The organism is Acinetobacter sp. GG23 (assembly GCF_057766365.1).
Window position 1 is genome coordinate 329,100 of sequence record NZ_JBYMDJ010000002.1, and the last position, 12,973, is coordinate 342,072.

The following is a 12,973-nucleotide window of genomic DNA, read 5'->3' on the forward strand; positions in this document are numbered from 1 at the left end:
GATATAAAAATACAAGACCTCAATTGAGGTCTTGTATTTTTTTAAGGGGTATATGGATAAATGAAACAAAGTTTAAAAATAAGTTTTACATTAATATTTTTTTTCATTTTAATCATATATCTATATTCTCCTATATTTCATGCCGATTATGTATGGGATGATGCATTATTATTTGTCAATAAAACAGGATTGGTTGAGCAACCTTTATCGTGGTCATTAATTTCAGGGCCAGTGCTACCCAATACAAGCTATTTCAGACCCTTAGTATTTTTATTTTGGCATGCTGAGTTTCATCTATTTGGATTAGATTCAAGCATATCTCATACTATCGGTTTAATCATATTTATTATAAATAATACTTTATTGTATGCATTGGTATATGTGGTTGCTAAAAGATTAAAATATAGTAATCCACTTATTCCTGCTACTTTAGCAACATTGTTGTATCTAACACATCCCTCTTTGATAGAGTCGACAGCATGGGTATCTGGACGCTTCGATCAGTTATATACTTTATTTAGTTTGCTAGCTTTGGTTATCTTTAGTATAAAATATAAAAACAGTGAAGAGTCTATAAGTTGGTTGTCAGGATTAGCAATCGCATTTTGTTACTTATGTGCTTTATTGAGTAAGGAAGCTGCTGTATGGTTGCCGCTTATCCTTTTTATTTTTTACGTTATTTTTGAACCTAGTAAATCATATTTAGAATTAATTAAGGCTATATTATCAAAACAGCCTAACTTGGTTTTTTTATTAATTTCATTCTTCTGTTTTTATGTGTTTTTAAGAGTAATTTCTATTGATGGGGCTGGTTTAAATATCACTAAAAATTATTTTGAAGTCACAATATTGCAAAATATAATTCCTTTGCATGCTATAAAGTACTATTTTATTCAAATATTTTCCCCATTCAGTAGTACTTCACTATTGCAGCCATTAAGTGCCATAAATCAGAATTTTTTAACCAGATTTGGTGCTTATCTAAGTGGTTTTTTTGTTTTATTGTTATTCTATTTCGCAATTTTTAAAAGAAATATTAGTGGGTTGTTAGCAGTTTGTGCATTTATTTATCTTTCTATGGTGCTCTATTTTATTCCTGTTGGGATTGCTGACAACATTGGTCATAGCCGATTTTTAACATTACCTATGGTATTTGTTGTCATGGCTATCGTATTCATACCATACAAAAAAATAATTAATCTATTAAACATTTCATACAAAAAAATATTATTATTAGGGCTATTTGTTTTAACTTTTTGGTTTGCATTGGCGCTTGTAACTGTAAAAACCATTGTTCCGTTTTGGAGTAATGAGTATAGCTTATGGTATTGGGCTTACCAAACTCATCCAGACTCAAATTTAGCTCGTAGTAATTATTTAAATGCTTTGATTCATAATAAAAAATTCAATGAAGTTATTAAAATTGGTAATGATTACATTGCTAAACATGGAGCATTAGAAGTAGGGGAGCAAATAACCTATGCCACAGCTCTATATAATATAAATGATGCAGAAAGTCTGTCTTATTTCGAAGGCGTAATAGATGTTTTGCCAAAATTGCATGAACACAACAACATTTTAGCAAGAAAAAAAGCGGATTATTTTGTATTAAGTGCAGTTCAAATGTCAGATGCGTATGCATTGTATGCCTTGGCCCTGCTTAAATTCAAAGGCGATATTCAAGGCGCAATTAAAAATTTAAAAATTGCAGATTGGTATTTGTTGGATGATCAAAAAGAATATTTAAATTATTATTTAGCAGCAGTTTTATATGCCAATAAACAGTATGATGAGGCAATTGAGCTATATAATCAGCAAAAATTAAGAACATTAAAACGAGGCGGTAAAAATTATATTTATACTCCATCAATAATCCATCAATATTGTAAAGAAAGAGAGGACAAAGAAGTTTGCGATAAAGTTTCTAAGCAAAAATTCTAAAAATATTTATGATGGAAATGTGTAATTCACTCCTAAGTTTGTATGCCTAATTTGACGTAGGTGAATCTCTGGAGTTCTAAATACATTAGAGGAATTAAGCTGTAATTTCAAATTTTAAAAGGTTCAAAATGAAAGGTTGAATGATTAAGTGTTGTGATTGTTATATTGATTAAAGTAATCAGTTTAGCTGATTTAAAAGTAATAATTTATTCGAATAGAGAGGTTTAGAATGATCAGTGGAAGTGTGAGTCTTCAAGAAAGATTTAAAGCATTTTTGGGTCATCTTATTTTTTCAGTATTCTTACTTTTAATTTCGTTAGTATTCATTTTTTATATATGGTATCCGGGTGCATTAAAACACGCCACAGGCGTCTTGACGGTTTATGCCATATTATTGTTTGTCGATCTCATACTAGGCCCGCTACTCACAGCATTTGTCTATAAAAAGGATAAAATCAAATTCATCTTTGATATGGTCATTATTCTTATTATTCAAGTCTCAGCTTTTTTATTTGGTTTATATACACTAGAAAAAGGACGACCTGCTTGGTTGGTCTTTGTTGTTGATGATTTCGAGATTATATCAAAGAGCCAATTACAACCTAATGTAAAAATTCCAGAGCAATTTCAAGTTCATTTTTGGGAAAAGCCCCAATGGATTGCAGCAACTTATTCAGATGATCCTGTCATTCGAAAACAGCAAAAAGAAGATGAAATTTTTGATGGCATTAGTTTAACAACACGACCAGAGAGTTACAGGGCATTAAATACTAAATATTCAGTAATATTAAATAAAGCGAAACCTATGGATGAACTTCGTCGTTATAACACAATTGATTCATCTGAAAAGAGCATCTTAAATAAAGCGAATCATTGGTTGCCATTGAAAGCACCAGAAATGGATATGGTGGTCTTACTGGATAAGACAGGTCAACCTACAAAAATTGTCAATTTAAGACCATGGTAGTGAATTTCTTCTGAATAAAGTAAATCTATATAAATATATTCTTGATTTATATATAATATTTATTGGCACGTGTTTTGAATAACCTTGTTTATTACTTTAACTGGAATAGACCAATGAAACATATACAACAAGGTTTTACACTCATAGAGTTAATGATAGTGGTGGCCATTATTGGAATATTGGCTGCCGTTGCAGTTCCAGCATATCAGGACTACATTACACGCGCTCAAGTATCTGAAGCTATTGTTTTGGGTTCAGGTATGAAAGTAGCTTTAGGGGATTATGGCTGGACGCATGCAACTTGGCCTACGATGTTGGTTAATGTTAATCAGGCACCTCAAGCTGATGAAGTCTCAGTTAATATGCAAGGTAAGTATTCTGAAATGACCAGTACCGTTTCTGGCACTTATCCAAGTGGACATATCACAATGACTATGACTTATGGAAAGGCAAGCGGTCAAACGATTTTTTTTGAAACATTAGATGGTGCTGCTACTTGGACTTGTACACCAGGTACACTTAACACGAAATATAGACCGAATGCGTGTAAAGAATAAATAGAGAAATTAAATGAATCATTTAGCTAGCTTAACGATAGTCATACCATGCTTCAATGAAGAAGATATGTTACCAATAAGTATTCCTAAATTTATTATAATTTTAGAGAATTTAATTGAGCAAAAGTTAGTTACAGATGATAGCAAAATATTATTTGTGGATGATGGTTCTAAAGATCAGACTTGGAAAATTATTCAAAAATATAACGAAGAAAACCACAAAATTAAGGGTTTAAAGCTGTCTCGGAATTTTGGACACCAAAATGCTTTATTGTCTGGTCTAATGAATATTGATACAGAGATTAGTATTAGTATTGATGCTGATTTGCAAGATGATCCTAAGGTTATACAAAAAATGATTGAAGCCTATTATAAAGGAGCAGAAATTGTTTTTGGTGTACGTAATGATAGATCTGCAGATAGTTTTTTTAAGCGATTTTTTGCACAAAATTACTATAAAATTATGAATACAATGGGTGTTGATCTTATTCAAGATCATGCTGATTTTAGATTAATGAGTAAAAAAGTACTCAACGTTTTAGGTGGTTTTAAGGAAGTAAATTTATTTTTAAGAGGAATTGTTCCTGTTATTGGATTTAAAACTCAGAAAATATTTTATGCTCGCTTAGAAAGGGAAGCAGGTGAAACCAAATACAATATTAAAAAAATGTTAGCACTTGCTATCAATGGAATAACATCCTTTAGTGTGATGCCGCTTATTCTTATTATTTGGATTGGGGTTCTTATTAGTATATTGTCTGGTCTCATGGGGATATGGGCGCTTTTCGTAAAATTTTTCATTGGTGGTACTGTTGAAGGGTGGACTTCGATTGTGGTGCCACTGTATTTCTTAGGTGGAATTCAGTTACTTACTCTAGGCATTATTGGTATTTACATCGCTAAAGTATATATGGAAGTAAAAGCGCGCCCAAGATTTATTATAGAAGATGAAATAAAATAATGAAAATTAAATCCTTACATTGGAAATCTATACTATTTTATCTCACAGTGGTAATTACTGTCTTCATGATAATGAATGGCACATATCTTCCAATGGTCGATTTGCCACAACATGCTGCACAAGTTGCTACTTTAGATGATCTTTTAAAAAATCAAAGTATTTGGGGGCACTTGGTTGAAACCAATTTTAAAACCCCATATTTAGTAGGATATTTTTCTTGGTTGTTTATTTATCAATTTTTTGACATTTTAACATCTAGTAAAATATTTATTTCTATAATTTTTTTAATTTTTGTTTATGCATTTGATCGGCTTCGCAAGACATTAAATGCAAGTGCCTTAGTGAGCTGGATCGCTATTCCTAGCTTTTTTGGTTTTTGCTATGAATGGGGTTTTGTTACTTTCTTACTTGCTACTGCAATTGGACTATTATTTTTTACAGCAAATATCAAATGGGTCAATCAAAGGAAAAAATATCAAAGTATTTTCATAATTTTATTAGGTATTTTTCTCTTTTTTAGTCATGTGCTCAGTTTCGTTTTTTTCTGTTTACTTTCTTTTGTTTATATTGCTGTAAATGTAAAAAGTATTAAGCCTTTATTGAATTTTATTCCTGCATATTTTATCTTCTTTTTACTTCTTGTTTTTTATCTCACACGAGCAGATAGCCTCTCAGTTCACTACAGCTATGGTGCAGATGTTAAATTTCATTCCTTATTAGAAAAAATTAAAAATTTAGTTGTTTATCCGTGGTCAGGTTTTAATGCTCAATATTTAGAAAGCCTATTTTTAATATTAGTACCGTTTCTTGCTGGATATAAGCTGAGTAATAATGTTCCTCGCTTCATTCCACTGATTGTATTTTTATTTGTTTGGTTGAGCCTACCACATTTTTTATACAATACATTTTTTATCTATGAGCGTTATTCAATTTTATTTTTCGGTTTTTACTATCTAATTTTTGATGAGGAAACTGAATTTAAATATCATAATTTTAGTTTTGCTATCATATTTGTTCTTATTGCTAGTTTGTTGGTAAATGACTATAAATCGATCATTTTTGCTAAAAAAGAAACTCAAGATTTTGAAGCCATCATTGAAAAATTACCTATCAAAAAACGTGTATTAGGTGCAGTATTCGAGCCAACAGGTGCATCGATTGGCATTCCTTTCACCTATGTGCATTTCGCATCTTGGTATCAAGCACAAAAGCAAGGATGGAGTGATTTTAATTTTGCATGGTTTCATCCACAAATTATACGATACACGTCTGCTACTGTACCTGAGGTTAAACCCAACTTTGAATGGATGCCTCATCAGCTACAAAAACTAGAAACTTGTCAAAATTATGATTTGATTTTTATACGTGCTTATGACGCTTCATTTAGTTATGTCGTATTAAATAGTCAATGTAAAAATTATAAAATCATTGCTCAGCAAGGGGCTTGGTTTGTGCTATCTAAAAATTAACTTCAAGGACTACATGTATGGGACACATATATAAAGAATCATTTTTTAATTATATAGATTTTTCTTCTTCTCGCTCTGCAACTGCTTTTATAAAATGTATTGATTTACCATTTAAAATTAATACTGTTTTAGATGTTGGATGTGGGAGAGGGGCTTGGTTAGCACAATGGGCGGAGCATGGTAAAAATATTTATGGTGTTGATGGTGCTTATGTAAATAAAGACAACTTACTGATAAGCAATGAAAATTTTGATCATCAGGATATTTCAAAACCTTTTGACCTTGGTGAAAAGTATGATTTAGTGCAGTGCCTAGAAGTAGCCGAACACTTACAAGAGAAAGATGCGGTTACATTAATTGATAATTTAATTAGACACGGTGACTTCATTTTATTTTCTGCAGCGATACCTGGTCAAGGTGGTGAGTTTCATGTAAATGAACAGCCTTTAAATTATTGGGTGAATAAATTTAGTCAAAAAGGCTATAGTTGTTTCGACTATATTAGACCACAAATTCTAAAGACAAAAAAAATAGAACCTTGGTATCGTTATAATAGTATCTTGTTTATTAAGAATGAAAAGATCTTAGATTTAGAAACTAAAGTTAAAAAAACCAAGGTAGATGGTGATCATAACTTTAATCAATTAGTCAGCTTTTTTTGGTTAACTCGAAATTTAATTTTACGATTTTTACCTGATTTTTTAATCAATGCTATAGCTAAAATCAAACATTATCTGATGGCAATGAAAAAATAATGAAGATATTCTTTTTACTTTTCATGAGTAGTGTATGTGCTGCATTTGGTCAAATTTTTTTAAAAAAAGGTGCTAGTTCATTATTTAATTTAGAGTTGGGATTTGGATTAGCCTTATATACTGTAGGCTTTGTCTTATGGGTTTACTGTTTAGGTAAGGTAAGCTTAACCGTTGTTTATGCATTCACTTTAATTACCTTTATATTAGTATTTTTATTAGCAAACTTATTTTTTAATGAAAAAATAACTGTGTTAAGTGTAATCGGAATTGCTCTAGTTTTTTTGGGTTTTTCTTTTATAGCTAAAGGACAATCTGGCATATAAAGCCAACCAAAATACCAATAACAGTACCAACAAGAATCTCAGCCTTGCTGTGCCCAACTCTCTCGCGTAGAACAGGGGCGGTGTAGTTTTTTAGCTTATTCATTTCAATGGCCTGTGCTTCAACTTTCTTTCTTAAACCATTGGCATCCATCACCACAATAAATACGAGTGTCAGCGCAACCCCAAAGGCTGGTGTATCTATTCCTTCTTTAAAAGCGATCAGTGCAGCCATACTGCTGACAATGGCACTATGATTACTTGGCATACCGCCATAGCCAATGAGATCAAAGGCGAGGCGTTTTTCTTTTAGACAATTCACTAAAAATTTAGTGATACCACAGCATAGCCATGCCAGAAAAGGTGCGAGTAAATAACTGTAATCCATGATGATATCCTGAATAATTTATTAGGGGAAGAGTGCCCAAATACAGAAGCCAAGCCATAGCAGGATTGTTATTAGAATTTGTTTATCTTGAATAATCACATCGGTTGGCGATTCTCCGCCTTTGAGGGTTTCCACAATATACCAATAGCGAAATAAACCAAAAATGACAAAGGGGACTGTTAAAATCAGATCTGGCTGTTTGTCCATCACGTAAAGACTGTAAAACACCACACTAATGACTGCGGACATTTCAGCAAACCGGTCAATTAAGCTCACTGAATAATGCGCCAACACCCCACGGCTTTGTTTGCCACTTTGAATCAGCTCTTGACGTCTTTTAATGGCGGCCAAATACAGTGAAATACTTAATGTGGTAATAAACATCCAATGCGATACCGGAACATTCAGCGCCAAAGCCCCTGCATAGACGCGAAGCACAAAGCCAAATGCCACAATAAAAATTTCAATAACAGGCTCGTTCTTGAGTTTAAATGTATAAGCCAAATTAATGGCTAAATACGCAAGAATGACATAGATGACCTGAGGCAAGATCAGCCAAGCACAACTTAGTAAGACATAAATCAGGGTTAATAGAATGTAGGCGCTTTTAGGCTGAACTTCACCCGAGGCAAGCGGTCTTTTTCTAGATTTTTCCGGATGCGCGCGATCATTTTCAATGTCTTTTAAATCATTGACGATATAGACAGCGGAGGCAGCTAAACAGAATAAAAAAGCAGCCAATACGGTTGTATAAACGGAAGCTAAGTTTAAAAACTCACCTGCAAAAATTAAAGGTGCAAAGACAAAGGCATTTTTGACCCATTGCTTCGGTCTAATCAATTTGATCAGACCTTCAATTTCCCCTAGTAATGAAATACGCGCTACTTTATTATTCATTTGATCAACAACATTATTAAATTTCAATGAATCAGTTATTTAACTTGGCGTTAATTTACGCAATTTTTGCAGTGATTGCGACTTTGTGCAATATATTAGCACAAGAAGTTTCTATTCATTTGTTTAGCACAAATTTTTCTCTATTTATTTCAGTGCTTAGCGGAACCTTAGTCGGATTGGTAGTGAAATATATCTTAGATAAGCGTTATATTTTTAAGTATAAAACAAAAAATTCACAACATAACCGCCGGACTTTTGTGTTGTATGCACTCATGGGTGTCTTTACGACAGTTATTTTTTGGGGATTTGAGTTTGGATTTCACTTTATATTTGAAAGCAAAGAAATGCGCTATATCGGTGGCATCATTGGACTGATGATTGGCTATATCAGTAAATATTACTTAGATAAAAAATATGTATTTACGGTACATTAGGATGTGGGCATGCATTTATCAAGTTGGGGAAAATTGTACCAAACTGAAACGTCAGTCTCTTTTTTAGATCGCAAAGATCCAACGCTGGCTTTTTCGCAAGATCGACAGTGTTTGATTCGAGGGCAGGGACGTAGCTATGGCGATGTCAACTTGGCTTCAGATGCGCAAACCATCCTGACCGACAATTATCGATATTTTCATGCCTTTGATCCAGTTACAGGCATTTTAGAGTGTGAATCTGGCGTTCTGTTAAAGGAGATTCAAGATACCTTTATTCCTCAAGGTTGGATGTTGCCGGTCACACCGGGCACGCAACTGATCAGTGTGGGCGGTGCAATTGCCAATGATATCCACGGTAAAAATCATCATGTCCGCGGTAACTTTGGTCATCATGTTGTCGCATTGGAACTCTTACGTTCCGATCTGAACGTCATTCAATGTTCACGGCAAGAAAACGCCGCATTATTTTTTGCAACCTTAGGTGGCATTGGCTTAACTGGGCTAATTTTGCGAGTCAAAATACAATTATTACCGTTACAATCCGATCTGCTTGATGTGGAATATCTGAATTTTCGCGGCGTTGCTGAATTTATCGAGCTTGCCAAACAATCCGAGCCTTGGGAATACACGGTGTCTTGGATTGATTGTTTGAGTGGAAAAAACGTCAGAGGCATCTTTATACGTGCCAATCATCAAGTAAGTCCAGAGTCGAGCACACATCTAAATCGCTTAAACAACAAAACCAAAAAAATTCCATTTACACCGGTCATTTCATGTATCAATACATTGAGCTTAAAGGCATTTAATCATCTGTATTATCAAGTCAATAAAACACCCCGCGTGATTCAGCAGCACCTTTATCAATTTCAATATCCGTTAGATGCCATTGAGAATTGGAATGTCCTGTATGGTCGAAAAGGGTTTTATCAATATCAATGTGTCATTCCAATACAGTATGCCAAAGACGCCATTGAGGACATGTTAGAACTGATTTATGCCGCACAGCAGGGGTCATTCTTGGTGGTATTGAAATCCTTTGGCGACCTTGCCAGTGAGGGGATGTTGAGTTTTCCAATGCAGGGACTGACGTTGGCTTTGGATTTTCCAAATTTGGGACAGAAGACCCTTACATTGTTTAAGCAACTTGACCAAGTCGTAGCGCAAGCCAAGGGGCGCTTATATTTGGCCAAAGATGCACGGATGAGTCGTGATCTGTTTTTTACGACGTATCCTCAGGCAGAAGCATTTAAAAATTATCGAGATCCTGCCATTTCATCGGATATGTCAAAACGTTTATTTGGATATTAAAACATGCAAACCATTTTAATTGTTGGCGCGACTTCCTCCATAGCCCAAGCGTGTATGCATGTGTGGGCACAAACAGGGCAGGTACAGCGTTTTATCTGTATCGCACGCAATCCTGAAAAACTAGCCCTGTTTACGCAAGATTTTTCAATTCGTTATCCTAAAATCCACATCGACAATCATAGTGTTGCCTTTGATGATTTGGCCTTGCTTCGTTTGACCATAGAGCAATGCTTTGCTCAAAAAGTAGATCAGGCGTTATTGGCGCAGGGAACGATGTTTCAGGATGAAAGAGCAATCCATTTAGAAGAGTTGACCACCATGGTCAATGTCAACATGACCAGCATGGCGGCGCTGTTATCTGACATATACAAGTATATGCACCTGCAAGGCGCTGGAAAAATTGGCGTGATCGGTTCGGTCGCAGGAGATCGTGGACGCAATGCCAATTATTTATATGGGGCAAGTAAAGCGTTTATCGCCACTTATGCTGAAGGTTTACAGCATCGGGCAGCATTAGAAAAATCAGCAGTCACCGTTTCTCTGATTAAACCTGGACCTACAGCATCTGCAATGACACAACACCTTGTAGCATCGGGTAAAAAATTAGCAAATATTCATGAAGTTGCTCAGGAAATTGTTATGGGTATGCAAAAAGGTAAACGTGTAATTTATACCCCAAAAATATGGAGAATCATCATGTTAATTATTCGTCATATACCATTTTTTGTATTTAAAAAAATTGATATATAATTTATCAAAAAAGAAGCTGCAATTTGTATAATAGCTATATATTTTTAAATTTATTTCATATATGAAATTTCTTCTGCTCCTCTTAGCCAGTGTTTTTATCTCACTGGCCTGGCTCCTCCCTATCCATTACCGCCCTTGGGTCACTTACACTGGTGAACTTTTTGCCTTTTTATCCATTTTTGCCTTAGCTGCAATATATTTAAGAGACAAAATTAGACTCCCTGTATTAAGTTTACCGTTCTTGCTTTTGGCAATTATTCCGCTAATTCAATACTTAGCTGGTGAATTATTTTTCTTTGATAAAGCTTTAACCAGTACGTTATTTGTCTTTGGTTTTTGGCTGAGTATAGTCATTGGCTATAACCTATCGGTAGAAAAAATAGATCGTGAAGAGGTTTTTACCGGGCTAAGCTGTGTATTTTTAATGACGGGAACATTGACCGGAATTATTGCCATTTGCCAGTGGTTAACACTGGATGCTTATATTCCCGGTATGGTGAATATGCAAAATGCGGTTCGTCCCTATGCAAATTTTGCTCAACCCAACAATATGGCAACCTTCTTGGTTATGTCATTACTAGGCTGTCTGTATTTATATGAAAAACAGAAACTAAAAATCTGGATAACCTGTCTGTGTTCTTTAATTATGTTATTGGCTTTGGCATTAAGTCAGTCTAGAACTTCATGGGTGGCATGTTGCTGTATTTTGATTTATGGAGCTTATCAACAATATAAAGGTTTTATCCGCTTAAAATGGTATTACGCTTTAGCTTGGTTTGGATTGTTCATTGGCTTTATTTTAATATTGCCTGCTGTTACTCAGTTAATTGGGCAAATCAGCGATGCAAATATTGCACAAACTAAAGATGTAATTGCGCGTGCTACGGGAGATATGTCACGACTAGCGATTTGGGAGCAGATGCTGCATGCGATTGCAGATCGCCCCTGGTTAGGTTATGGCTGGAATCAGACCAGTGTTGCTTATACATTGGTCAGTGATCACTTCCAAGGGCCTGTGTGGATTCGTAGCGCACATAATTTTATCCTGGATTTTGTGCTCTGGAATGGTCTGTTGATTGGGTTGCCATTTTTAGCCTACTTTGGCTATTGGGGCTATCAACTCAACAAGCATGTCAATTCGGTTGAATCCGTGATTGGTATTTTAATGATTGGCGCTGTGCTGATTCACTCAATGCTGGAATTCCCGCAATACTATGCCTATTTCCTACTTCCAGTAGGCTTTATTATTGGCCTAGTTCAGTCTCAGCAAGCCAATATTAAAACCATTACACTTTCACCCAACTATATGCGCGTGAGTTATGCGATTTCTTTAATATTGCTGATTTTAATTGTCAGAGATTATTCAGTTATGGTGCCCAAACTGAATCAATCCATGCGTTATGAGCAAACGTCCGAGAAAATTACCAATCAAGATCAAATTTACTTATTAGAAGAGTTTAACCGACGTATTGCATGGATTCGCATGAATCCCTATACCAAGGTAAATACGCAACAGTTGGAGGATATTAGAGAAATAGTGCTGAACTATCCGACTCAATACGACCTGATCAAGTATGCCAAAGTTTTGGCTTTCAATGGCTATGAGCAAGAAGCCAAACATCAACTGTGGTTGTTGAAAACATTACGTAAAGTTGATCTGGATTATGCGTCATTGGCTCAGCCCACTATTGAAAAATAAGATTTTAAAAACTAAAAAGCCGGTTCAATTTGAACCAGCTTTTTTATAGAGAATTAAATTTGGCTTTGAATGTAGTTTTCAATGCCGACTTTCTCAACCAAGTCAAGCTGCGTGGTGGTCCAATCCCAGTATTCTTCTTCTTTTTCTAGAATTTCTTGCACAAGGTCACGCGTCACATAATCCAGTTCCTGTTCAGCCAAGCCAACTGTTTTTTGTAAGACTTCAATATTTTCTTTAACTTTACGCACATCACAATTCAAAACTTCAACCGTATGTTGGCCAATGTACAGTTTCCCAAGGTGTTGGAGATTCGGTAAGCCTTCTAGAAATAAAATACGTTCAATAATTTTATCCGCATGTTTCATTTGGCGAATCGATTCTTTGTACTCTGCAGAACCGAGCTGTTCGATTCCCCAATCATTAAACATACGTGAATGCAGGAAATATTGATTAATCGCAGTTAAATGGTGAAAGAGCACCTGATTTAACTGATTAATCACATCGCGATTGCCTTTCATTGTAAGTAC

At 34.8% G+C, this 12,973-nt stretch carries 14 protein-coding genes; 11 read left to right on the forward strand and 3 right to left on the reverse strand.

Annotated features, from left to right (window positions below; translation table 11 throughout):
- Positions 1-60: 60 nt before the first annotated feature.
- From AC3CAU_RS04640 to AC3CAU_RS04670, 7 genes are all read left to right on the forward strand, one after another.
- Positions 61-1,941 (forward strand): hypothetical protein, encoded by a 1,881-nt coding sequence (locus AC3CAU_RS04640; protein ID WP_447053713.1) that lies wholly within the window; start codon positions 61-63, stop codon positions 1,939-1,941.
- A gap of 229 nt (positions 1,942-2,170) precedes the next feature.
- On the forward strand, positions 2,171-2,908 hold the full coding sequence (tfpZ, locus tag AC3CAU_RS04645) for a TfpX/TfpZ family type IV pilin accessory protein (protein WP_447053712.1): 738 nt from the start codon (positions 2,171-2,173) through the stop codon (positions 2,906-2,908).
- A gap of 113 nt (positions 2,909-3,021) precedes the next feature.
- Entirely contained in the window at positions 3,022-3,465 is a 444-nt protein-coding gene (locus tag AC3CAU_RS04650; RefSeq protein WP_447053711.1) for a pilin, read from the forward strand.
- Between the two features lie 13 nt (positions 3,466-3,478).
- Positions 3,479-4,426 (forward strand): glycosyltransferase family 2 protein, encoded by a 948-nt coding sequence (locus AC3CAU_RS04655; RefSeq protein WP_447053710.1) that lies wholly within the window; start codon positions 3,479-3,481, stop codon positions 4,424-4,426.
- Positions 4,426-5,895 carry a hypothetical protein gene (locus AC3CAU_RS04660; RefSeq protein WP_447053709.1) on the forward strand — a complete coding sequence of 490 codons (1,470 nt, stop codon included), beginning with the start codon at positions 4,426-4,428 and terminating at the stop codon, positions 5,893-5,895. Before AC3CAU_RS04655 ends, AC3CAU_RS04660 begins: the two co-directional genes overlap by 1 nt.
- Positions 5,896-5,912: 17 nt before the next feature.
- Positions 5,913-6,650, forward strand: a complete 738-nt coding sequence (locus tag AC3CAU_RS04665) for a class I SAM-dependent methyltransferase (protein WP_447053708.1) — start codon at positions 5,913-5,915, stop codon at positions 6,648-6,650.
- Positions 6,650-6,973: a DMT family transporter gene (locus AC3CAU_RS04670; RefSeq protein WP_447053707.1), complete on the forward strand. Its 324-nt coding sequence runs from the start codon at positions 6,650-6,652 to the stop codon at positions 6,971-6,973. Before AC3CAU_RS04665 ends, AC3CAU_RS04670 begins: the two co-directional genes overlap by 1 nt.
- Here the strand turns inward: AC3CAU_RS04670 and AC3CAU_RS04675 are convergent.
- Both AC3CAU_RS04675 and AC3CAU_RS04680 read right to left on the reverse strand, forming a co-directional pair.
- Positions 6,951-7,358, reverse strand: a complete 408-nt coding sequence (locus AC3CAU_RS04675) for a divergent PAP2 family protein (protein WP_447053706.1) — start codon at positions 7,356-7,358, stop codon at positions 6,951-6,953. The genes AC3CAU_RS04670 and AC3CAU_RS04675 overlap by 23 nt on opposite strands.
- 21 nt (positions 7,359-7,379) lie before the next feature.
- Positions 7,380-8,255: a decaprenyl-phosphate phosphoribosyltransferase gene (locus tag AC3CAU_RS04680; RefSeq protein ID WP_447053705.1), complete on the reverse strand. Its 876-nt coding sequence runs from the start codon at positions 8,253-8,255 to the stop codon at positions 7,380-7,382.
- A gap of 26 nt (positions 8,256-8,281) precedes the next feature.
- Between AC3CAU_RS04680 and AC3CAU_RS04685 the strand changes: the two genes are divergently transcribed.
- From AC3CAU_RS04685 to AC3CAU_RS04700, 4 genes are all read left to right on the forward strand, one after another.
- Positions 8,282-8,689, forward strand: a complete 408-nt coding sequence (locus AC3CAU_RS04685; RefSeq protein ID WP_447053704.1) for a GtrA family protein — start codon at positions 8,282-8,284, stop codon at positions 8,687-8,689.
- A 9-nt stretch (positions 8,690-8,698) separates the two neighbouring features.
- The gene (locus AC3CAU_RS04690) at positions 8,699-9,997 is read left to right on the forward strand and encodes an FAD-binding protein (RefSeq protein ID WP_447053703.1); all 1,299 of its coding nucleotides are present in this window, start codon (positions 8,699-8,701) and stop codon (positions 9,995-9,997) included.
- Positions 9,998-10,000: 3 nt separating this feature from the next.
- Positions 10,001-10,747: an SDR family NAD(P)-dependent oxidoreductase gene (locus AC3CAU_RS04695; protein ID WP_447053702.1), complete on the forward strand. Its 747-nt coding sequence runs from the start codon at positions 10,001-10,003 to the stop codon at positions 10,745-10,747.
- A gap of 61 nt (positions 10,748-10,808) precedes the next feature.
- Entirely contained in the window at positions 10,809-12,446 is a 1,638-nt protein-coding gene (locus tag AC3CAU_RS04700; RefSeq protein WP_447053701.1) for an O-antigen ligase family protein, read from the forward strand.
- A 53-nt stretch (positions 12,447-12,499) separates the two neighbouring features.
- On the opposite strand, the gene bfr is transcribed toward AC3CAU_RS04700, so the two are convergent.
- On the reverse strand, positions 12,500-12,964 hold the full coding sequence (bfr, locus tag AC3CAU_RS04705) for a heteropolymeric bacterioferritin subunit Bfr (RefSeq protein ID WP_447053700.1): 465 nt from the start codon (positions 12,962-12,964) through the stop codon (positions 12,500-12,502).
- Positions 12,965-12,973: the final 9 nt, after the last annotated feature.

Bases quoted from the DNA above. Each gene is read 5' to 3' on its own strand.
- AC3CAU_RS04640 (WP_447053713.1), top strand. From the start codon at position 61: ATGAAACAAAGTTTAAAAATAAGTTTTACATTAATATTTTTTTTCATT.
- tfpZ (WP_447053712.1), top strand. From the start codon at position 2,171: ATGATCAGTGGAAGTGTGAGTCTTCAAGAAAGATTTAAAGCATTTTTG.
- AC3CAU_RS04650 (WP_447053711.1), top strand. From the start codon at position 3,022: ATGAAACATATACAACAAGGTTTTACACTCATAGAGTTAATGATAGTG.
- AC3CAU_RS04655 (WP_447053710.1), top strand. From the start codon at position 3,479: ATGAATCATTTAGCTAGCTTAACGATAGTCATACCATGCTTCAATGAA.
- AC3CAU_RS04660 (WP_447053709.1), top strand. From the start codon at position 4,426: ATGAAAATTAAATCCTTACATTGGAAATCTATACTATTTTATCTCACA.
- AC3CAU_RS04665 (WP_447053708.1), top strand. From the start codon at position 5,913: ATGGGACACATATATAAAGAATCATTTTTTAATTATATAGATTTTTCT.
- AC3CAU_RS04670 (WP_447053707.1), top strand. From the start codon at position 6,650: ATGAAGATATTCTTTTTACTTTTCATGAGTAGTGTATGTGCTGCATTT.
- AC3CAU_RS04675 (WP_447053706.1), bottom strand. From the start codon at position 7,358: ATGGATTACAGTTATTTACTCGCACCTTTTCTGGCATGGCTATGCTGT.
- AC3CAU_RS04680 (WP_447053705.1), bottom strand. From the start codon at position 8,255: ATGAATAATAAAGTAGCGCGTATTTCATTACTAGGGGAAATTGAAGGT.
- AC3CAU_RS04685 (WP_447053704.1), top strand. From the start codon at position 8,282: ATGAATCAGTTATTTAACTTGGCGTTAATTTACGCAATTTTTGCAGTG.
- AC3CAU_RS04690 (WP_447053703.1), top strand. From the start codon at position 8,699: ATGCATTTATCAAGTTGGGGAAAATTGTACCAAACTGAAACGTCAGTC.
- AC3CAU_RS04695 (WP_447053702.1), top strand. From the start codon at position 10,001: ATGCAAACCATTTTAATTGTTGGCGCGACTTCCTCCATAGCCCAAGCG.
- AC3CAU_RS04700 (WP_447053701.1), top strand. From the start codon at position 10,809: ATGAAATTTCTTCTGCTCCTCTTAGCCAGTGTTTTTATCTCACTGGCC.
- bfr (WP_447053700.1), bottom strand. From the start codon at position 12,964: ATGAAAGGCAATCGCGATGTGATTAATCAGTTAAATCAGGTGCTCTTT.